Genomic DNA, 19,364 nt, shown 5'->3' on the forward strand with positions numbered 1-19,364 from the left:
ACATCAGGAAATGGACCAACCTTGGATCTGTTTAGTCTCATCGTCGAGTTGATCGACCTCCGGTCCTTCTCCAACCTGTGGTATTGGATCGCGCTTGCGGTCTTGTGGTCTTCTGCCAGCCATTGGGTGCTTGGGGTGCCCTATGACATGGTCGGACGCGCCGCGCGCATTGGTGGGCAAACCGCGCAAGACCTGCAGGATGCCGTGCGTATCCAGGTGAACCGTCTTTTGTATATATCTGATGTTTCAGGATTTCTGATGACGGCCTTCGCATTCTTCGTGACCACCTCGTTGTTGATGCTGGGCTTCATTTACGGTGTCGAGTTTGCTCAGGCCGTGGTGTTGATGCTTTTGCCGATGAACATCGTTGCGCTCATCAATCTGCGCGCTGCGCGGATCCTGAAAGCGCCTCATGACGATGAGGCATTGCGTCGGCGCCTGACACGCACCCGGATCTCTATTCAGCTGGTGGGGGTCGTGTCGATTTTTGTCACCGGGATCTGGGGCATGTATCAGAATCTGACCATCGGAGTGCTCGGTTGAGCGGAGGTAGAACGTGAAAAAGGGAAACCTCATGACCCAACAATCTGTCGTCATGGGCGGCGCCCCCGAGGGCTTTGATGCCCGTTTGGTGCTGCGCGAGATGGAGCGCAGCGCGGCGCCGGTTCTGCACATTGCGCGCGATGACAAGCGGATGGAGGCCATGAGGTCGGCGCTGCGCTTCTTCGCGCCTGATGTGCCGGTTGTCGTGTTCCCCGGATGGGATTGCCTGCCATATGACCGGGTGTCGCCAAATGCAGATATCTCCGCCGCGCGGATGGCCACCTTGGCGGCGCTGGTTCATGGCATGCCCCGACAGTTCATCCTGCTGACGACCCTGAACGCGGCAACGCAGAGAATTCCCGCGCGTGAGGTACTGAGAGAGGCGGCGTTCAAGGCCCGCGTCGACAGTCGGGTCGATGAATTTGCGCTTCGTAAGTTTCTGGTTCGTATGGGGTTTACCCAAAGTCCGACGGTGATGGAGCCTGGCGATTATGCCATTCGCGGCGGCATCATTGATATCTTCCCGCCGGGCGTCAGCGGACCGGTGCGCCTGGATTTCTTTGGTGATGTTCTGGATGGTGCGCGCCGATTTGACCCCGCAACCCAGCGCACGACGGAAAAGCTGGATATGGTCGAGCTGGCACCGGTGTCCGAGGTGATCCTCGACGAGGCGGCTGTCACCCGGTTCCGGCAGAATTACCGGATCGAGTTCGGCGCGGCGGGCAATGATGATCCGCTCTATGAGGCGGTTAGCGCCGGGCGCAAGCATCAGGGGATCGAGCACTGGTTGCCGTTTTTTCACGAGCGGCTGGAGACCTTGTTTGACTATATGCCGGGGGCCATTGTCACGCTGGATGATCAGCTGACACCGGCGCGAGTCGCCCGCTGGGACAGCATCGCGGATCAATATGAGACCCGCAAGATCGCCATGAATGCCAAGGGGCGGATGGACTCGGTTTACAAACCAACGCCACCGCAGCTTCTGTATCTCGACGATGACGCATGGGAAAACCAGATCGCGCAGCACCGCGCTGTTCAGTTTCATCCCCTGCCACAGGCCTCCGGCCCTGGCGTGGTTGATGCCGGGGGGCGTATTGGGCGCAATTTCGCCCCTGAGCGCCAGCAGGAAAGTATCAGCCTGTTTGGCGCATTGGCCAGTCATATTCAGGCGAAGCTTGCCCAGGGGCCAGTCGTTGTCGCGTCCTACTCCGAAGGCGCGCGGGAGCGGCTGAGCGGGTTGATCGAAGACGAAGGCCTTGCGGAGACCATCCCGGTTCTGGACGGCACGCGCATTGGCAAATCGGGGCTGCATCTGGCGGTCTGGGCGCTGGAGCATGGGTTCGAGGCGCCGGATATGACGGTGATCTCGGAACAGGACGTGCTGGGTGACCGGCTGATCCGTAAGCCGAAGAAACGCCGCAAGGCCGAGAACTTCCTGACCGAAGCGCAATCTCTGTCGCCGGGGGATCTGGTGGTGCATGTGGACCACGGGATCGGGCGCTACATCGGGCTGGAGGTCGTGACTGCGGCCGGGGCGGCTCATGAATGCTTGCTGCTGGAATATGCCGAGCAATCAAAGCTCTATCTGCCGGTCGAGAATATCGAGCTGCTGTCCAAATATGGCCATGACGATGGTCTTCTCGACAAGCTGGGCGGCGGTGCCTGGCAGGCGAAAAAGGCACGCCTGAAGGAACGTATCCGAGAGATGGCGGATCGGCTGATCCGCATCGCCGCAGAGCGTGCGTTGCGCAAGGCGCCTGCGATGGACCCACCACCGCACGCGTGGGAGGAGTTCTCTGCGCGCTTCCCCTATCAGGAAACCGACGACCAGTTGCGCGCGATCGAGGACGTGATGGGGGATCTGCATTCGGGACAGCCGATGGATCGCCTGATCTGTGGCGATGTGGGCTTTGGCAAGACCGAGGTTGCGATGCGCGCGGCCTTTGTCGCGGCGATGTCGGGGCTGCAGGTGGCCATTGTCGCACCGACCACGCTTCTGGCGCGCCAGCACGCAGCAGGATTCAAAGAGAGGTTCCGTGGTTTTCCCTTGGAAGTCAGGCAGTTGTCGCGCTTTGTTTCAGCGAAGGAAGCCAGCCAGACCCGCGAGGGGCTGACCAAGGGCACGGTGGACATTGTGGTGGGCACCCATGCGCTGCTGGCCAAGAGCATTCGCTTTCAGAACCTCGGCCTGCTGATCATTGATGAAGAACAGCACTTTGGTGTCGCGCACAAAGAACGGCTCAAGCAGTTGCGCACCGACATTCATGTTCTCACTCTGACCGCGACCCCCATTCCGCGGACCCTGCAATTGAGCCTCACAGGTGTCCGTGATCTTTCGATCATTGGAACCCCGCCGGTGGACCGCCTGTCGATCCGTACCTATGTGACCGAGTTCGACGCCGTGACCGTCCGCGAGGCCTTGCTGCGTGAACATTACCGGGGCGGGCAGAGCTTTTACGTGGTGCCGCGCATTTCAGATCTGCCGGAGATCGAGGCCTTCCTGCAGGAACAGCTGCCCGAGCTGACCTATGTTGTCGCCAATGGACAGATGGCGGCGGGTGAGCTGGATGACCGCATGAATGCCTTCTACGACGGTAAATACGATGTCCTGCTGGCCACGACGATCGTCGAGTCGGGTCTCGACATTCCGACCGCGAATACCATGGTGGTGCACCGCGCGGATATGTTCGGTCTGGCACAGCTCTATCAGATAAGGGGCCGGGTCGGACGGTCCAAAACGCGGGCCTATGCCTATCTCACCACGAAACCACGTCAGCGCCTGACGGATACCGCCGAGAAACGGCTGCGGGTGCTTGGCTCATTGGATACACTCGGTGCAGGATTTACTCTTGCGTCGCAGGATCTGGATATCCGGGGCGCGGGCAATCTGCTGGGCGAAGAACAGTCCGGTCAGATGCGGGATGTGGGGTATGAGCTCTACCAGTCGATGCTGGAGGAGGCGATTGCCAAGATCAAATCCGGCGAGGTTGAAGGGCTTGTCGAGGGCGATGAGCAGTGGGCGCCGCAGATCAACCTTGGTGTGCCTGTGTTGATCCCAGAGGCCTATGTGCCCGATCTTGATGTGCGTCTGGGGCTGTATCGCCGTCTGTCCTCGCTGACCAGCAAGGTCGAACTGGAGGGGTTTGCAGCGGAGCTGATTGACAGGTTTGGTAAATTGCCCAAAGAGGTCAATACCTTGATGCTTGTTGTTCGGATCAAGGCGATGTGCAAGAAAGCTGGGATTTCCAAACTGGACGGTGGCCCCAAAGGCGCAACGATCCAGTTCCACAACGACAAGTTTGCCTCGCCCCAAGGTCTGGTTGAATTCATCCAGGCACAGGATGGGCTTGCGAAGGTGAAGGACAACAAGATTGTTGTCCGGCGCGATTGGCGCAAGGACAGCGACAAGATCAAAGGCGCCTTTGCCATTGCGCGCGATCTTGCTGAAAAGGTCGTCGCCGCGAAAAAGAAAGCCAAGAACAGCTAAAAGAAAAGCCCTCTCAAGGTAACTTGAGAGGGCTTTGACTTGTGATGTTATGCGGTGTCGCCTCAGGCGGCGGCGGTCATTGCCTCGACCCGGCCCATCCGGAGCATGGTGACAAAGGCAAGGACCGCAGCTGTCAGCACGCCCCCCACCATCGGCACAATGGTTCCGTCGAACAGCAGGCCAACCGGAGCCGCGATGAAGGCGGCCGCAACGGTTGAGATTGCGCCCATCACTGACGCCGCCATGCCGGCGATATGGCCCATCGGTTCCATGGCGATCGCGTTCAGGTTGCCCAAAGTCAGGCCCACCATGAAGAACACGCTCGTCTGCCAGGCGACAAAGATGTAAAAGCTCATCGGATCCGCGATGGTAAATTGGGTCGTCACGAACATGGCACTGCTGCCGATGATCTGCACTCCAAGCGCCCAGGTGACCATGCGACGCATGCCGACACGACCCACCAATGAGGCGTTGAGGAAACTGGCCGTTCCAGCCATCAGCGCCACGATCATGAACCAGACCGGGAAACTCTCAGCGCGGTCAAAGACCTCGTCATAGGCGGGCTGCACCATGACAATGATGGTGAAGAGCATTGCCATGCAGAAGGTCTGCGCCAAGATCGACAGACGGACCGTCGGGTGGTTCACCATTTCACGCAGGGCTGCCAGCATTTGTGGCAGCCGCAAGGGGCGACGGTCTTCTTTCTTCAAGGGCTCAACCAAGCGAAAGCCCATCCACACCACGGTAATCACGGAGAAGATGGCGAAGGCCGCAAAAATACCGCGCCAGTCAGAGACCGCAATAATGCCAGTGCCCAACAGAGGCGCGAAGGCGGGGACCAGCGTGAAGATCATCATCACAAGCGACATGATCCGCGCCATATCCCGACCGACATAGAGATCGCGTACGATGGCGATGGCAACAACTCGTGGTGCAGCTGCACCCAGACCCATCAGCACGCGAGAGATCAGGATGGTTTCAAGCGATTGGCTGAAATAGGCCGCAAGAGCGCCGAGGCAATACAGGCTGGAGCCGACAAAAATGACCGGCTTGCGGCCAAAAGCGTCCGACAAGGGTCCGGTGAAAAACGTGCCACAGCCCATGCCCAATACAAAGGAGGTGACGATCAACTGCGCGCGGTTGGTGTCATCCGGGCTCAGCGTGGCGCCGATGTCCGGCAGGGCGGGCAGCATTGCATCGATCGAGAATGCGATCGTCGCAAACATCATCGCAATCATGGCGATAAATTCACCCTGCGATAGTGGGGATTTGCGTGTTTTTATCATGTGTAAACCTCTCCCGGTGACATGAACGGGAGACGAGCATCGCCCCGGGTTCGGACACCGGCCAAATGGCGCTAACATGGATTTTGGAGCCGGAAAAGTGGTTCAACTGTTAAATGAGCGCACATGGTTATGTGCGCTCCAGTCTCAAATCCGCAACCTGAAAACGGTTGGATGCGTGAATTACCTTTCTAAATCAGTGGATTGTACCGCTTTCATTGTCGGTTTCAGCCGTGTCGGTGTTCGCGCTGAGTTGTGAGCGAATATCGGCTATGACTTGGGTCCATAGCTCTGGTTGTTGTGCACCCGGGACCACATGCTGATTGGCGATGATGAAGGTCGGGACGGAATTGACGCCCACCTCGCGCGAATGTGCATCACGCGACTGGATATCCTCGATGTCGCTGTCGCCACTCAACAGTTTCGCGACGACGGCGCGTTCCATTCCTGCACGCTCGGCCACATCACAGAGCACGGCGTGATCTCCGATATCCAGCCCCTCGACAAAATATGCCTGAAACAGGGCGTCAACCACGGGAGATTGTTTTGACTCGAGACCTGCCCAATGGATCAACCGATGCGCATCTACGGTGTTTGGCGTGCGTTGCATGGCCTCAAAGTTGATCTCGACACCGGCCTCCGCCGCATGATCTGCGATCTGAGCATAGACCTTTACCGCGTTGTCTTTCCCCCCGAATTTCGCTTCGAGGTATTCACGTCGGTCCATCCCGCCGGCCGGCATGTCCGGGTTCAGCTGAAACGGATGCCACTCTATCACGAACGGATGATCCGGCTGCGCGGCCAGTGCCTGATCCAGCAACGTCTTGCCAATATAGCACCAGGGACAGATCGGATCGGAAAGGATGTCGAGTTTCACATGCGGGAGCGGCTGGGTCATGGTCTGGTCCTTGAACAGGTCGGGCAGGGCGCGGCAGAGGCGTTTCCGGTCGGGATTGGTGGGACCTCTGCCAGTCGTTTACAGGCGTTCGGGCTCTTGTACTCTGCGAGCGCCTGATCTGCAAAAGCCCGAAGATCAGTTTCGGTCACATCATTGCGACCTATGAGGAGGCCGATAAGAATGCGCACCCCCGGCTTGATCTCGACGTCAGAGGCGACGAATGGTGATCGTCGATCCTGAAATGCAATGGCTCTTTCAATCTCGTGTGGTGACATCCCGAAACCGCGCGTATTCAGTATGAAATGCCTATCCTGCGAGCGACATTTGAGCAAGTCAGCGTTGCAAGGGTCCCAAGGCGGTTCTATAGGACGTGCATGGTAGAACGCGACCCGAAGAAACTGATCTCGATTGCTCATGCCAACGGCGACCAGAGCGACCCTGAACCTCTTGATCTGGGGGCGCGGGTCCGGGAGCTGCGCAAACAGCGCGACTGGACATTGGAGCATGCGGCCAGTCAGGCCGGGCTTGCGCGGTCCACGTTGTCCAAGATCGAAAACGGTCAGATGTCGCCAACCTACGAGGCGTTGAAGAAACTCGCGGTGGGACTGCAGATTTCGGTGCCGCAGCTGTTCACTCCGCCGCAACGCGATCAGGTCAACGGGCGTATGATCGTGACCAAATTCGGCGAGGGATCTGCCCATGCAACGGCGACCTACGAACATGAACTTCTGGCGGATGGGCTGACACGCAAGAATATGCTGCCGTATCGCGCGCGGGTGCGGGCAAGGGCGCTTGACGAATTTGACGGCTGGGTGCGCCATGACGGGGAAGAGTTCATGTATGTGCTGACCGGCGTCGTAAAGCTGTTTACCGAGTTTTACGAACCCATCGAGATGCGGCGTGGTGACAGCGCCTATTATGACGGCGCCATGGGGCATAACGTGGTTTCGACCAGCTCTGATGACGCAACGATCCTGTGGGTGACATCCCTGGTCTGATGGGCGATGTTCGGGAGACCGAAACGCCTGCTATCAAGCTGTCAGCTCCGCCCTGAGGCTTTCCAGATAAAGAAAATCCCGCATCTCTTCGCGGGCTTCTGTCATCGATATACCTTGTGCGGAAGCGAGAACTTCAATCAGCTCGTCCGCCTGCGTGACCGCGCTTAGCCGACTGTCGACGACAAGGTCGGGAAATCGCTGCTGCAAACGCGGCAGGCTCCGCGTCAAGTCGAAGTCAGTCCAGTTTGTCATCGGAACACTCGCATCTAGGGACACAATCCGAAATCCTAGGCGTCAATGTAGCAAGAAAATACAAATCTGTCAGCGAAACTTAAAGCTTTTGTGATTTTCGGCGATGAGCTGCCGGACACAAGCACATGCGAGGGCGGCACGCTGCACGGCATGTTGTCTTCGCGTGATGCGCCACGCCGCGGGGATGCGCAGTTAAGTGACTGCTGAAATGCAAAAAAACCGGCCTGAGCGGCCGGTTCCATGGTTCTTATTCTTCGGCGTGCCACCAGACTTCGGGCATGTAGTAGTAGCCGTCACCATAGATCGGCATCCGCAGAGGAAAGCGTAGATTGGCGTCATGCGCGATGCGGCTCTTGGTGTATTGCCAGATCGGGATGACGTAGCGACCTGCGGTCAGGATGCGATCCAGTGCCCGTGTTGCTGAGATGAACTCCTCAGCAGAATCGGTGGTCAGCATATGCTGGATCATGGCCTCAGCCGCGGGACTGTTCATCCCCATCAGGTTGCGAGACCCGGGCAGATCAGCGCCTTCGCTGCCCCAGTAGAGCATCTGTTCATTGCCAGGGCTGAGGGACAGGGCGCGGCGAAAGAAGGTCAGATCGAACTCGTAATTGCTCTGCCGTTCTACATATTGCGCACCGTCTACCAGATCGGTGGTGAGTTTAATGCCAAGGCGTTCCAGCGCGGCGGCGTAGATATCGACGGCCTTTTGCATCTCTGCTTCACCCAGGTTGCCGTGTTGCAGCAGAACCTTCAGTTCCAGTTGCTCGCCACTCTCATTCTGCAGAACGCCATTGTCGACGGTCCAGCCAGCATCCTGTAGCAGTTTGCGCGCGCGCCGCAGGTTCTTGCGGTTGCTTGCGGTGCCATCGCTGACTGGCAGTTGATAGCCGTCCATCGTGCCGGGCGGCAGGTCATCGGCGAAGGGCGCCAGCAGTTCGGAGACCCGGCCGGTGGCAGGGCCCGGTTGCATGGAGAGATAGGAATTGGAGAAATAGGACGTGATGCGGGGCAGGCGGCCGCCGGTCAGCGTGTCGTTGATGGATTCATAATTGAACGCCTCGATCAGCGCTTGGCGAACCCGCCAGTCGTCGAATGGCGCACGGCGCATATTCATGACCAGCCCGGTCATCCCGGAAGGCTTCTGGTTCGGGATCTCGGTCTTGATCACCGCGCCGTCCTGCACCCGCGTGAAGTTATAGTCCGTGTCCCACTTTGCGGCATTGAATTCGCGCACGGCCGAGAGGTCTCCGGCTTTGAAGGCCTCGAAGAGAACCGTCTGATCGCCGAAGAACTCCAACTGCATCGTGTCGAAGTTATTGGTGCCCTGGCGCAGCGGCAGATCCTTGCCCCAATAGTCGGGGTTGCGATCAAAGGTCACCGAGCGGCCAAGCTCGAACGTGCTGACCACATAGGGTGAAGACCCGATCGGGACCTCGCTGGGGGAGGCATCGGCAAAGGATTTGCCGTCCCATTGCGCTTTTTTCAATATCGGACGCAGGCCCGCAATCAGCGCAAGTTCTCGATCCTCGACGTTGAAGGTCAGGCGCAAGCTGCGTGGGCCGGTTTGCTCGATCTTGTCGACCTTGGCCCAGAACCCCCGATAGCGCAGGTTGCCCTCGGTGCCGAGCGTCTCATAGGACCAGATCACATCCTCGACCGTGACCGGGCTGCCGTCGGAGAATTCAGCCTCCTCGCGCAGGGTAAATTCGACCCACGATCGGTCCTCTGCAGTTTCAATCGATTCGGCCAACAGCCCATAAAGCGTGAAGGGCTCATCATAAGACCGACCCATCAGGCTTTCGTAAGCCCAAAACCGCATTTGCCAGGGCGGATTGCCTTTCTGAATGAACGGATTCAGCGAGTCGAACCCGCCAAGATTGCCAAACACGACAGTCCCGCCTTTGGGGGCTTCCGGATTTACATACGGAAGCGCCTCAAAACCCTGAGGAAGCGCTGGTGCGCCATACATAGCTATGCCATGGGCTGATTCTGCCGACGCGAGACTTGCGCTTGTAAGAAGTGCGATTCCACCTGCTGCGGATCGTAGACGTGAGAAAAATAATGGTCTCATTTTGAGAACAATCCTGCGCTGCCCTTATTTTCATATGGCTGAACGCTATCCCGCCGCTACAGGGAGTTCAAACTTTTAGCTTGGACCAAGGCCGGAAATTGCTTATAACAGTGTCACTGCTCGATAGGTTTCTTGCCTGTATGAAACCTGCCTCAATAACTTAACGCCGGCTTCGCGCCGGCGTTTTTTTTGTCTCGGATCGTACTTGCTTGATACGGGAGCAGCCTGATCGCCTCATGTCTGCAGATGGTTGAGGGACGAGATATTTCCCTTCGATTGGAGATTTATTTCGCGACTGCAGCATGCAAAGCTGCTGGCGGAAACCATCCACGATCTCAGGGGAACGAACATGTCCGTCACAGGTAAAACCGCGATTGTAACCGGATCCAATTCAGGGATCGGACTGGGCGTCGCGCGGGAGCTGGCGCGCGCCGGCGCCAATGTCGTGCTGAACTCCTTTACCGACACGAGCGAGGATCACGCGCTGGCAGCGGAAATGACCGAGGAGTTTGGTGTCGACGTACGCTACATCAAGGCCGACATGTCAAAGGCGGAAGAGTGCCGTGCGCTGATCGAGCAGGCCGGGCGGTGTGACATCCTGGTGAACAATGCTGGCATCCAGCATGTGGCACCGATCGATGAATTCCCGACCGAAAAATGGGATGCGATCATTGCCATCAACCTGACCTCCGCCTTTCATACCACCGCTGCAGCCTTGCCCAAGATGCGCGAGGCCGGTTGGGGCAGGGTGGTCAATATCGCCTCCGCGCATGGCCTGACCGCTTCGCCATATAAAACGGCCTATGTCGCCGCCAAACACGGCATCGTTGGTATGACAAAGGCGGTTGGACTGGAAACGGCCGAAGAGCCGATCACCTGTAACGCGGTTTGCCCGGGCTATGTTCTGACGCCGCTCGTAGAGGCGCAGATCCCGGATACCATGGAAAAATACAACATGGACCGCGACGAGGTGATCAAGAAGGTGATGCTGGAGCGTCAGCCGTCGCGTGAATTTGCGACAGTTGAACAGCTGGGTGGCACCGTGAACTTTCTGTGTTCCGACGCTGCCAAGCAGATCACCGGCACCACGATCAGTGTGGATGGGGGCTGGACCGCGCTCTGAGCTGCAATTCTTGACCACGTAGCCGGGGCCTGCTCCGGCTACTCAAACTCCGTAAGTATTGGATTTCAAAATGGTAAAACGCATCAACCTGGCCCTGCAGGGCGGCGGCGCGCATGGTGCGTTCACGTGGGGGGTCCTTGATCGCTTGCTCGAAGACGAGGAAATCGAAATCGCGGCGATCACCGGCACCTCGGCTGGCGCTCTGAACGGTGCTGCCTTTAAGGCGGGAATGGCACGCGATGGGCGGGACGGGGCGAAAGTTTCGCTGGACCGGCTTTGGGCGCGCATGGGGGCCGTCGGAGACATGCGCATGGCAAACTGGATCGCCGGTTTTGACGCCAACCCGCTGCTCAACGTGTTGAAGGTCATGGCACCGTTTTCGCCGATGGAGGCGATAAGTCAGGCCATCTCTCCTTATTCATATGGTCCATTTTACCAAAACCCGCTCCGCCCCGTGGTGGAGCAATTTGATTTTGGCGAGGTCTGTGCGGATGCCGGACCCGATCTCTACATCTGCGCGACCTGTGTGCAAACCGGCAAGGTGCGGGTGTTTTCGGGCGGGGATGTGTCGACAGATGCCATTCTGGCCTCGGCGTGTTTGCCAAATCTGTTTCAGGCCATAGAGATTCCGAACCCGGAAACTGGCGCCTCTGAAGCCTATTGGGATGGTGGCTATACCGGCAACCCGGCGTTGTTCCCACTGTTTCGCAGTGATCTTCCGGATGACCTGATCGTCGTAAACATCAATCCGCTTGTGCGCGAAGAGGTTCCCAAAACCGCGCATGATATTCAGAACCGGGTGAATGAGATCAGCTTCAATTCCTCGCTCTTGCGGGAATTGCGCGCCATTTCCTTCGTGCAGCGGCTGATATCGGAGGGCACGATGGACAGTGGCCGCATGAAGCGGGTGCTCGTGCACATGATCTCGGACGATGATCTGATGACGCGGCTTTCGGTGACCACGAAGCTGATACCGATCCCGCAGGTCCTGCATATGCTGAAACAGGCAGGCAGAGACGCGGCGGAAGGGTTTCTGGATGCTCATCGCCAAGATCTGGGGAACCGCCAGAGCGCGGACCTCGCTGCGATGTTTGGCTAAGAGGGTGCCGTTACGCGGAGGTTTCCTCCTCCAACGCCTCTATAGGATCTTTGCCGTTGGGATATACCAGTCCAGCCGAAATCACCAGTTTCGCTGCGTCCTCGACAGACATGTCCAGCTCGATGACATCTTCCTCCGGGAAATATAGCAGGAACCCGGATGTCGGGTTTGGCGTGGTGGGGACAAACACGCTGACCAGGCGACCGCTTGTCTCGGCGTGTTTCAGGATCTCGCCCTTGGCGGTGGTCGAAATGAACCCGATCGCCCAGATGCCGCGACGCGGATACTGGATCATGCAGGCCTTTTCAAAGCTGCGTTCTGTCTGGGCAAAGACGGTCTCCGAGATCTGCTTGATCCCGGAATAGATGGAGCGAACCACCGGCATACGCGCCACGAGGCGCTCGCCATACCCAAGCATGGATCGGCCGATGATGCCCTTGGCAACCCAGCCGACCACGATGGTGAACAGCAGAAAAATGATCATGCCGACGCCACGCAGGTTGATGCCGACGTATTGCTCCGGTTGGAAGGTGCTTGGAACCAACGGCAGGACGACCCCGTCGACCCATCCCATCACCGACCACAACAGCCAGATTGTCAGCCCGATGGGGGCGATGACAACAAGACCAGTCAGAAACGAGGACTGCAACCGGGCAAACAGCCCGGGGCGGCGCGGCGGAGGCGGGGGGTCGTCGAATGGCGTGTTCATTGTCTGCTATCTAATTGGCTTGCATGCAAGTTAGGGACTGTTGCCCCCCGCTACAATGGATTCGCACGCGGCCGGTTTCGATTGTCTCAGAGCTTGACCAATTCTTTGGCAATCTCTGCGGCCAGCCGTGCATTGTTGCGAACCAGCGCGATATTGGCCTCCAGCGAGCGGCCATCGGTCAGTTCAAAGATCCGCTGCAGCAGGAAGGGGGTCACGTCCTTGCCCACGACGCCCTGAGCATCCGCTTCGCTTTGCGCTTGCGCAATGATAGGCGCCAAGACTTCCGCCGGGATTTGCGCGTCTGTCGGGATAGGGTTTGCCACCAGTTGGCCGCCCGGAATGTCCATGGCGCCGCGCAGCACATGCGCCCGGGCAATATCTGCAGCACTGTCCATGCGCAGTGGCGCTGTCAGGTCAGAGGTCGCGGACCAAAAGGCTGGAAAGCTGTCTTGGCCATAGGTGATGACGGGAACACCTTGTGTTTCAAGCACTTCAAGCGTTTTGGGAACATCGAGAATGGCCTTGGGGCCTGCTGCCACAACGGTGACGGGTGACTGCGCCAGTTCAAGCAGATCCGCTGAAATGTCAAAGCTGGTTTCCGCGCCCTTGTGAACACCGCCGATACCGCCGGTGGCAAATACGGAAATGCCGGCAAGGCGTGCGGCGATCATCGTTGCGGCAACGGTGGTTGCGCCGGTGCCTCCGGTGGCAAGACATGCGGCGAAATCAGCCCGCGAGAGCTTTGCGACACCTTCGGCCAGCCCGAGTGACTGCAGCGTATCAGCTTCCAGGCCGACATGCAGAGTGCCGTCGATGACAGCGGTCGTAGCTGGGACCGCACCGGCGGCGCGGATGTCGTCCTCGACCTGTGCGGCGACTTCGACATTCTGCGGATAGGGCATGCCGTGCGTGATAATGGTGCTTTCCAGCGCCACAATGGGCTTACCTTCGGCGCGGGCTGTTTCGACTTCGGCGGAATAGGTGATATTGATCACAGGGGAGGTTCTCCTGATACGTAGGTTGCGGCTGCGCGCAGAGCGGATGCGAGAGCGGTGTCACGATCCTCGCCCCGGGACTTTGCGGCGATATGAGCGGCCATGAAGGTGTCGCCGGCACCGGTCACACGCGCCACGGTGACCCGTGGCGGGACCTGGGTGCGGGCGCCACTGGCGTCGGCTTCTGTGGCGGATTGTCCGCCGTCGGTCACCAACACGCGGGCGGCGCCGCGAGAGAGCAACACATCGGCGGCTGTCTTACTGTCGGTAAAGGTGGTCTGGCACAGCAGTCCGGCCTCCTCCAAGTTCACATAGAGCGTGCCGCACCCATGGGTCAGGAACGGGCGCAGACGCTCAGCCTTGCCCGGCGAGGCGGGTGCAACACGCAGATCCGCACCGGCGAATGCGGGATGGGTCGCAATATCGTCGAGCAGCGCCAGTTTCAGGTTCCCATCTAGCGCGATGGGACCGATGAACGGTGCTGCTTCCGTACCCAGGGGGCCATCGATCAGGGGGCGCAGAATTTTGTCGCCAGCTGCCTCGAGCGAATGCGCATCGGCGATGGCGGCGATCAAGCCGTTGGCACCTTCGACCGCCATGTAGCGATCCGTCGGCAAATCCTCAGACCGGTAGAGGTAGTCGGTGATGAGGCCGAGATGCCCACAGGCCGTAATCAGCTCATCACCTTCGGGATCGCGCCCGATGGCGCTCAACACGGCGGGTCTCATGCCGAAACGCGCCAGGGTCATGGCGATATTCATGGCGACACCGCCCGGAAGACGCGTAATGCGCCCCGGCATGTCAGAGCCACGTTGCATTTCCATAGTGCTGCGGCCGATGATGTCCCAAAGGACCGAGCCGACGCAAAGGATGTCAGGTTTGGAACGATCAGTGAAATCAGTCATGACGATCTCTTGCCGCCTTTCGCGGCCTCTCGCAAGCCTATTCCGGCACAGCAAATGACGGCGCGGCGCGGCAGGTCCGCCGAAGCGGCTCTGTTTCGTCAGCTAAGGGAGCGAAACCCGCGGAATCTAAGAGATAACTGTGACCTTGCGTCACGGGCATCTGTGCGCGTCCTGCGGCGTGTGTGCGATGGGTCTTGGTGGCATCGGCATCGCATCGCACGCGGTGGTTTCCTTGCGCGCTGACCGGATGCTGGTTTTTAGAGCGCCCCTTTACTCTGCGGTAAAGGGGCGGGCGTGGCCAACCATGACCAAGCCCGGTTTTTGCTTATTTCATAGCAGCTTGCAGCGCCTTCATGGCGGCAACTGCGTCGTCCTCACGCCAGATCTCTTCGCCAACCGCGAAAAAATCCGTGAAGGGAGATATCTCGCGCACCACATCGGCACTGAGCCCACCTTCGGCAACCACCGGCACTTCGATCATCTCTGACCACCACTGAAACAGGCCAGTCTCGGCAATGGCACCATCACCAAGCCCGGACGTGCCGACGGGGCCAAAACAGACATAGTCAGCGCCCGCTTCGCCAGCGGTGATGCCCTCATGCTGAGAGGCGCCGCAGAAACAGCCGACAATGGCTTCTGTGCCGAGGGCCTTGCGCGCGCTGCGCACGGATTTCGAGGAATCCGTTAGATGCACACCATCGAGACCGAGACGCTCTGCAAGAATTTGGTGATCGGATATCACCAGCGCAATATCGCGGGCATGGGTCACTTCGCGCAGCGCATCTGCGGCGCGGCTCAGCGTGTCCTCGTCGCGGCTGACCAGGTCGAGGCGCACGCAGGCGACTTCGATCTCATCCAGCACACGGGCGAGCTGGCCGGGAAATTGTCCCAACTCGAAACTGGGCGGCGTAACCAGGTAAATCTGCGGCTGCTCCGGTGTCTGCTCTGCGCTGTCCATTGTCAGGCTCCTGTTGGCATGATTGGCGGGTATTTACCGGAAATAGCGCGCAACGCAAGGATCACGGGGGCCTGAGCCGTTGTTTTTAGGGGGCGAAGGCTTGCCCCAGCACGGCGCAGCCAGTATGGCAGAGCCGATTTTCCCGGAGTTCGCAGATGCCCACAGACCGCCCTCAACCTCACTTCGTGCTTGTGCGCCCGCAAATGGGCGAGAACATCGGCGGGGCCGCGCGGGCCATGTGGAACTTCGGATTGGACCGGATGCGCATCGTGGCCCCCCGCGACGGCTGGCCGAACCCAAAGGCGGTGGCCATGGCCTCCGGTGCCGGGCGGCTGCTGGACGAGGCGCAGCTGGCGCAGGACCTGCCCGAGGCGCTTGCCGACTGCACCTATGTCTTTGCCACCACGGCGCGCCAGCGTGAGCTGACAAAGCCGGTCTTCAGTCCCGAAGGTGCGATGAAGAAAGCCTCCGAACTCCTTGCGCAGGGAGAGAAAGTTGCGGTGCTCTTCGGGCCGGAACGGGCCGGGCTGGAAAACGACGACATCGCCAAGGCAAACGCCATCATCACCGTGCCTGTGAACCCGGAGTTTGCGTCTTTGAACCTGGCGCAATGCGTGTTGCTCTCCGCCTATGAGTGGCGCCGCCAGCAGGACAGCGTACCGGATGAGACGTTTGAGATCGGCAAATCGGACTGGGCAACGGGGCAGGAGGTCGAAGCGCTGGTGAAGCACTACGAGGATCGCCTGACTGAGGCCGGCTATTTCTTCCCACCGGAAAAAGCGCCCGGGATGAAGACCGTCTTTCGCAACCTCTGGAGCCGCATGCGCCTGACACGCGCCGATGTGCAGATGCTACACGGCGTGATGCGACAGATGGTCCGTTGGAAGAACCACGGTCCGGACTAACTCCGTCTGGACCTTTCCACCCTCAGACCCTAGCGTCCTGCCAGATGAAGATGTGAGGCCAAGATGAGCAATCGCACGATTTTTGAAGACGTTTCCTCTGACCGGAAACAGCAGCCGACACCGACGCCGGGCGGTCTGGATCGGCGGCGCCGCGGTGCGCGTGGTGCGATCCGGGTCTGGCTCGCGGTGCTCTTTGCCTTGGTGGTCGCGATGATCGCCGTGGGCGGGCTGACACGCCTGACGGACTCTGGCCTGTCCATCACCGAATGGCGCCCCGTGACCGGCGCGCTGCCACCGATGACCGAGGCAGACTGGCAATCTGAGTTCGAGAAATATCAGCAGATCGACCAGTATCACCTGATGAACAAATGGATGGACCTGTCTGATTTCAAAGAGATCTACTGGTGGGAATGGGGCCACCGTCAACTCGGTCGTTTTATCGGCCTCGTCTGGGCGGTCGGCTTTCTTGGCTTCCTGGCCACGCGCAGCATTCCAACCGGCTGGACAGGGCGATTGTTGTTGCCCGGTCTCCTTGGAGGCGTTCAGGGAGCAATCGGCTGGTGGATGGTCGCCTCCGGCGTAACCCAGGGCGAAGGCATGACTGCCGTCGCATCCTATCGGCTTGCAACGCACCTGGGTCTGGCGTTTGTCATTTTGGGATATCTTGCGTGGTTCATGTTCATGCTGGGACGTGAGGAGCGCGATTTGATGCAGGCACGGCGCCTGAAAGAGGCCAAGCTGTTTGGCATGGGCACAGGGTTGATGCACTTTGCCTTTCTGCAGATCTTGATCGGTGCGCTGGTGGCCGGAATTGACGCTGGACGCTCCTACACCGATTGGCCTCTGATGGGAGGGCAAATCCTACCGCCGAACCCCTTCATGATCGAACCTCTGTGGAAGAACTTCTTTGAAAACCCGGGGTTGGTACAGTTTGTTCACCGGGTGACTGGCTATCTTCTGTTTGCCTTTGCTGTGGTTGTATGGATGCGGGGACGCCGCAGTGCCCATGCTGCGACGCGCTTTGCCTTTAATGCTGTCTTTGCGGTGCTGAGCTTGCAGGTCGTGATCGGTATCGTGACAGTGCTGACCGCGGCGCCAGTGGAGATCGCCATTGTGCATCAGATCGTGGCCGTGCTGGCCTGGGTGCTGATCCTGCGTGCCCGTTTCCTGGCTGCGTATCCGATTTCAACTTCAATAAAAGGGCATTGATCACATGAGTTCTTTTGACGAACTGATTGCATTTGAACGCGAAACTCAAGCACTTGGCCAGATTGCAGGCAGGCTTGGCTGGGATCAGGAAACCATGATGCCGCGCGGTGCTGCACCGCAACGCGGTGAGGAAATGGCGGCGATCGAGGCTGTGTTGCATGCACGTCGTTCAGATCCGCGGGTTGCGGAATGGCTGGAGACTGCCAAGGCACCTGATGAGACCGGAGCCGCGCAGCTGCGTGAAATCCGTCGCGCCTTCGAGCGTGCGGTAAAGGTGCCCGGAGATTTGGCCAGCAGGATCGCCCGCGTGACTTCCGAAGCGCAGGGCAAATGGGCCCAGGCCCGCGCGGACGAGGATGTGGCCGCGTTTCTACCCGTACTGGAAGAGGTCGTGGCCCTGAAGCGCCAGGAAGGTCAGGCGCTGGCCGCTGGTGGCAACCTATACGACGCCATGGTTGCGGATTACGAACAGGGCACAACCTCAGAAGATATCGCGAAAATCTTTGATGCCATGCGCCCCGGCCTGGTTGATCTTCGCGCCCGGGTTCTGGAGAAGCCGACGCCTGATGGTGTGTCCGGCAGCTTTGATGAAAACACGCAGATGAAGCTGGCTCGCAAGATCGCCAAGACTTTTGGTTACGACATGAGCCATGGTCGCGTGGACAAGGCCGTGCATCCGTTCAGTTCCGGCAGCGGTCTGGACGTGCGGATCACCACGCGCACCAATCCGCAGGATCCGTTCAACTGCATCTACTCCACCATTCATGAGGTCGGGCACGGGGCCTATGAGCAGAACATCGGCCGCGAGCATCTGCTGACCGCGCTAGGCCGCGGTGTGTCCATGGGGGTGCATGAAAGCCAGAGCCGGATCTACGAAAACCAGCTGGGTCGCAGCCGTGCCTTTACCGGATGGTTGTTCAAGGAAATGCGCGAAGCCTTTGGTCATATTGGTATTTCCTCGGCAGAGGCGTTCTATGCGGCAGTGAACCGTGTGCAAAACGGCTATATTCGGACCGAGGCGGACGAGTTGCAGTATAACCTGCATATCATGCTGCGGTTCGATCTGGAGCGGGCCTTGATGTCGGGCGATCTGGAGGTTCAGGATCTGGAGGCGGCCTGGAATGATCGCTTCCTTGCCGACTTTGGCTATCCGGTCGACAAGCCCTCGAACGGATGCCTGCAGGATGTGCACTGGTCCGTTGGCCTGTTTGGCTATTTCCCGACTTATTCTTTGGGCAACGTCTATGCAGGCTGCCTGCATGAAGCCCTACGTCAGGATGTGACTGATCTGGATGCACAACTCGCACAGGGCGATACTGTTGCGGCGACAGGCTGGTTGCGTGAAAAGCTCCAGCAGTTCGGCGGGCTGCGTGAGCCGCAGGACACGATCATCCATGCAGCTGGCGCGGCGCCGACCCATGAACCCCTTATGGCCTATCTCGAGGCGAAGTTCTCAGAGATCTATAATCTTTGAATTCCAGCTACATATGAATTGAGGGTGAACCCCGGGTATTGGCTCGGGGTTCTCAGATCAATGCCATACGCTCTGCGCGTTCGGGGTCCGGAAACGGTCGATAAAGACCAAAGTGAGACTGAGCGATCAGGACGCTGACATTGGCGTAGAGGCGCGCAACCTCTTCATCGTGCTCCCCCAGAATACGAAACGCCTGGTCGAGCTGCGTCATGTTTTCGAACTCGATCTCCAGCAGGAAATCCTTGCAGGTGTCATTGGCAAGGTTCAGCTTGCGACGCAATAGGCGCCAGCCGGTGATCGCATTTCGCCCCTTTAGGTACTCCATCCACTGTTCCACAGCGCTGGCAAACGCCAGTGCCTTGGCTTCATGTTGAAGGTCGATCTGACAATGGTAGAGATTCATGCGCCGCTTCTCCCGACTCAAATTGCGGAAATCACGGTCAAGTTTACGC

17 protein-coding genes are annotated in these 19,364 nt (G+C 59.0%); 8 read left to right on the plus strand and 9 right to left on the minus strand.

Going from position 1 to position 19,364, the window contains the following annotated elements; all coding sequences use genetic code 11:
• Nucleotides 1–21: 21 nt before the first annotated feature.
• A complete protein-coding gene (locus R1T40_RS05205) occupies nt 22–543 on the plus strand; it encodes a component of SufBCD complex (protein ID WP_317386122.1) in 522 nt (173 codons plus the stop codon).
• Nucleotides 544–574: 31 nt separating this feature from the next.
• Nucleotides 575–4,030, plus strand: coding sequence for a transcription-repair coupling factor (mfd, locus tag R1T40_RS05210; RefSeq protein WP_317386123.1), 3,456 nt, complete (start codon nt 575–577; stop codon nt 4,028–4,030).
• A gap of 62 nt (nt 4,031–4,092) precedes the next feature.
• Here the strand turns inward: mfd and R1T40_RS05215 are convergent, their stop codons facing one another.
• Together R1T40_RS05215 and R1T40_RS05220 are read right to left on the minus strand one after the other, a co-directional pair.
• On the minus strand, nt 4,093–5,316 hold the full coding sequence (locus R1T40_RS05215; protein ID WP_317386124.1) for a multidrug effflux MFS transporter: 1,224 nt from the start codon (nt 5,314–5,316) through the stop codon (nt 4,093–4,095).
• A gap of 193 nt (nt 5,317–5,509) precedes the next feature.
• Complete coding sequence (locus R1T40_RS05220) at nt 5,510–6,211, minus strand: DsbA family oxidoreductase (RefSeq protein ID WP_317386125.1); 702 nt, start codon at nt 6,209–6,211, stop codon at nt 5,510–5,512.
• Between the two features lie 374 nt (nt 6,212–6,585).
• Here R1T40_RS05220 and R1T40_RS05225 point away from each other — a divergent pair, with 374 nt between their 5' ends.
• Nucleotides 6,586–7,209, plus strand: coding sequence for a helix-turn-helix domain-containing protein (locus R1T40_RS05225; RefSeq protein ID WP_106164080.1), 624 nt, complete (start codon nt 6,586–6,588; stop codon nt 7,207–7,209).
• Between the two features lie 33 nt (nt 7,210–7,242).
• Here R1T40_RS05225 and R1T40_RS05230 read toward each other — a convergent pair whose 3' ends face one another.
• Nucleotides 7,243–7,461 (minus strand): hypothetical protein, encoded by a 219-nt coding sequence (locus R1T40_RS05230; RefSeq protein ID WP_106164081.1) that lies wholly within the window; start codon nt 7,459–7,461, stop codon nt 7,243–7,245.
• A gap of 247 nt (nt 7,462–7,708) precedes the next feature.
• Nucleotides 7,709–9,535 (minus strand): extracellular solute-binding protein, encoded by a 1,827-nt coding sequence (locus R1T40_RS05235; protein WP_317386126.1) that lies wholly within the window; start codon nt 9,533–9,535, stop codon nt 7,709–7,711.
• Between the two features lie 349 nt (nt 9,536–9,884).
• Between R1T40_RS05235 and R1T40_RS05240 the strand changes: the two genes are divergently transcribed.
• Both R1T40_RS05240 and R1T40_RS05245 read left to right on the plus strand, forming a co-directional pair.
• Nucleotides 9,885–10,658 carry a 3-hydroxybutyrate dehydrogenase gene (locus R1T40_RS05240; RefSeq protein WP_317386127.1) on the plus strand — a complete coding sequence of 258 codons (774 nt, stop codon included), beginning with the start codon at nt 9,885–9,887 and terminating at the stop codon, nt 10,656–10,658.
• 70 nt (nt 10,659–10,728) lie between these two features.
• On the plus strand, nt 10,729–11,757 hold the full coding sequence (locus tag R1T40_RS05245; RefSeq protein ID WP_317386128.1) for a patatin-like phospholipase family protein: 1,029 nt from the start codon (nt 10,729–10,731) through the stop codon (nt 11,755–11,757).
• A 10-nt stretch (nt 11,758–11,767) separates the two neighbouring features.
• On the opposite strand, the gene R1T40_RS05250 is transcribed toward R1T40_RS05245, so the two are convergent.
• The 4 genes from R1T40_RS05250 to R1T40_RS05265 all read right to left on the minus strand — a co-directional run bounded on the left by R1T40_RS05250 (nt 11,768) and on the right by R1T40_RS05265 (nt 15,324).
• On the minus strand, nt 11,768–12,466 hold the full coding sequence (locus R1T40_RS05250; protein ID WP_106164085.1) for a DUF502 domain-containing protein: 699 nt from the start codon (nt 12,464–12,466) through the stop codon (nt 11,768–11,770).
• An 86-nt stretch (nt 12,467–12,552) separates the two neighbouring features.
• Entirely contained in the window at nt 12,553–13,461 is a 909-nt protein-coding gene (locus R1T40_RS05255) for a pseudouridine-5'-phosphate glycosidase (RefSeq protein ID WP_317386129.1), read from the minus strand.
• Nucleotides 13,458–14,366 carry a PfkB family carbohydrate kinase gene (locus tag R1T40_RS05260; protein WP_317386130.1) on the minus strand — a complete coding sequence of 303 codons (909 nt, stop codon included), beginning with the start codon at nt 14,364–14,366 and terminating at the stop codon, nt 13,458–13,460. The genes R1T40_RS05255 and R1T40_RS05260 overlap by 4 nt, the downstream gene beginning before the upstream one ends.
• A gap of 325 nt (nt 14,367–14,691) precedes the next feature.
• Entirely contained in the window at nt 14,692–15,324 is a 633-nt protein-coding gene (locus tag R1T40_RS05265) for a thiamine phosphate synthase (protein WP_317386131.1), read from the minus strand.
• A 155-nt stretch (nt 15,325–15,479) separates the two neighbouring features.
• On the opposite strand from R1T40_RS05265, the gene R1T40_RS05270 reads away from it, so the two are divergent.
• The 3 genes from R1T40_RS05270 (at nt 15,480) to R1T40_RS05280 (ending at nt 18,912) form a co-directional block, all read left to right on the plus strand.
• Nucleotides 15,480–16,229, plus strand: a complete 750-nt coding sequence (locus R1T40_RS05270) for an RNA methyltransferase (RefSeq protein ID WP_317386132.1) — start codon at nt 15,480–15,482, stop codon at nt 16,227–16,229.
• Nucleotides 16,230–16,292: 63 nt separating this feature from the next.
• Nucleotides 16,293–17,438: a heme A synthase gene (gene ctaA, locus R1T40_RS05275; RefSeq protein WP_317386133.1), complete on the plus strand. Its 1,146-nt coding sequence runs from the start codon at nt 16,293–16,295 to the stop codon at nt 17,436–17,438.
• Nucleotides 17,439–17,442: 4 nt separating this feature from the next.
• Nucleotides 17,443–18,912 carry a carboxypeptidase M32 gene (locus R1T40_RS05280; RefSeq protein ID WP_317386134.1) on the plus strand — a complete coding sequence of 490 codons (1,470 nt, stop codon included), beginning with the start codon at nt 17,443–17,445 and terminating at the stop codon, nt 18,910–18,912.
• 52 nt (nt 18,913–18,964) lie between these two features.
• Here R1T40_RS05280 and R1T40_RS05285 read toward each other — a convergent pair whose 3' ends face one another.
• The gene (locus R1T40_RS05285; RefSeq protein ID WP_106164092.1) at nt 18,965–19,315 is read right to left on the minus strand and encodes a DUF6614 family protein; all 351 of its coding nucleotides are present in this window, start codon (nt 19,313–19,315) and stop codon (nt 18,965–18,967) included.
• Nucleotides 19,316–19,364 lie beyond the last annotated feature (49 nt).

Origin of the sequence: Tritonibacter scottomollicae (assembly GCF_032924845.1) — a bacterium.
Taxonomy (GTDB): domain Bacteria; phylum Pseudomonadota; class Alphaproteobacteria; order Rhodobacterales; family Rhodobacteraceae; genus Epibacterium; species Epibacterium scottomollicae.

Excerpts from the sequence above, each read along its gene's own strand:
- R1T40_RS05250 (WP_106164085.1), bottom strand. The coding sequence starts at position 12,466 with ATGAACACGCCATTCGACGACCCCCCGCCTCCGCCGCGCCGCCCCGGG.
- R1T40_RS05260 (WP_317386130.1), bottom strand. The coding sequence starts at position 14,366 with ATGACTGATTTCACTGATCGTTCCAAACCTGACATCCTTTGCGTCGGC.
- R1T40_RS05245 (WP_317386128.1), top strand. The coding sequence starts at position 10,729 with ATGGTAAAACGCATCAACCTGGCCCTGCAGGGCGGCGGCGCGCATGGT.
- R1T40_RS05230 (WP_106164081.1), bottom strand. The coding sequence starts at position 7,461 with ATGACAAACTGGACTGACTTCGACTTGACGCGGAGCCTGCCGCGTTTG.
- R1T40_RS05225 (WP_106164080.1), top strand. The coding sequence starts at position 6,586 with ATGGTAGAACGCGACCCGAAGAAACTGATCTCGATTGCTCATGCCAAC.
- R1T40_RS05280 (WP_317386134.1), top strand. The coding sequence starts at position 17,443 with ATGAGTTCTTTTGACGAACTGATTGCATTTGAACGCGAAACTCAAGCA.
- R1T40_RS05265 (WP_317386131.1), bottom strand. The coding sequence starts at position 15,324 with ATGGACAGCGCAGAGCAGACACCGGAGCAGCCGCAGATTTACCTGGTT.
- ctaA (WP_317386133.1), top strand. The coding sequence starts at position 16,293 with ATGAGCAATCGCACGATTTTTGAAGACGTTTCCTCTGACCGGAAACAG.
- mfd (WP_317386123.1), top strand. The coding sequence starts at position 575 with ATGACCCAACAATCTGTCGTCATGGGCGGCGCCCCCGAGGGCTTTGAT.
- R1T40_RS05215 (WP_317386124.1), bottom strand. The coding sequence starts at position 5,316 with ATGATAAAAACACGCAAATCCCCACTATCGCAGGGTGAATTTATCGCC.
- R1T40_RS05285 (WP_106164092.1), bottom strand. The coding sequence starts at position 19,315 with ATGAATCTCTACCATTGTCAGATCGACCTTCAACATGAAGCCAAGGCA.
- R1T40_RS05220 (WP_317386125.1), bottom strand. The coding sequence starts at position 6,211 with ATGACCCAGCCGCTCCCGCATGTGAAACTCGACATCCTTTCCGATCCG.
- R1T40_RS05270 (WP_317386132.1), top strand. The coding sequence starts at position 15,480 with ATGCCCACAGACCGCCCTCAACCTCACTTCGTGCTTGTGCGCCCGCAA.
- R1T40_RS05235 (WP_317386126.1), bottom strand. The coding sequence starts at position 9,535 with ATGAGACCATTATTTTTCTCACGTCTACGATCCGCAGCAGGTGGAATC.
- R1T40_RS05240 (WP_317386127.1), top strand. The coding sequence starts at position 9,885 with ATGTCCGTCACAGGTAAAACCGCGATTGTAACCGGATCCAATTCAGGG.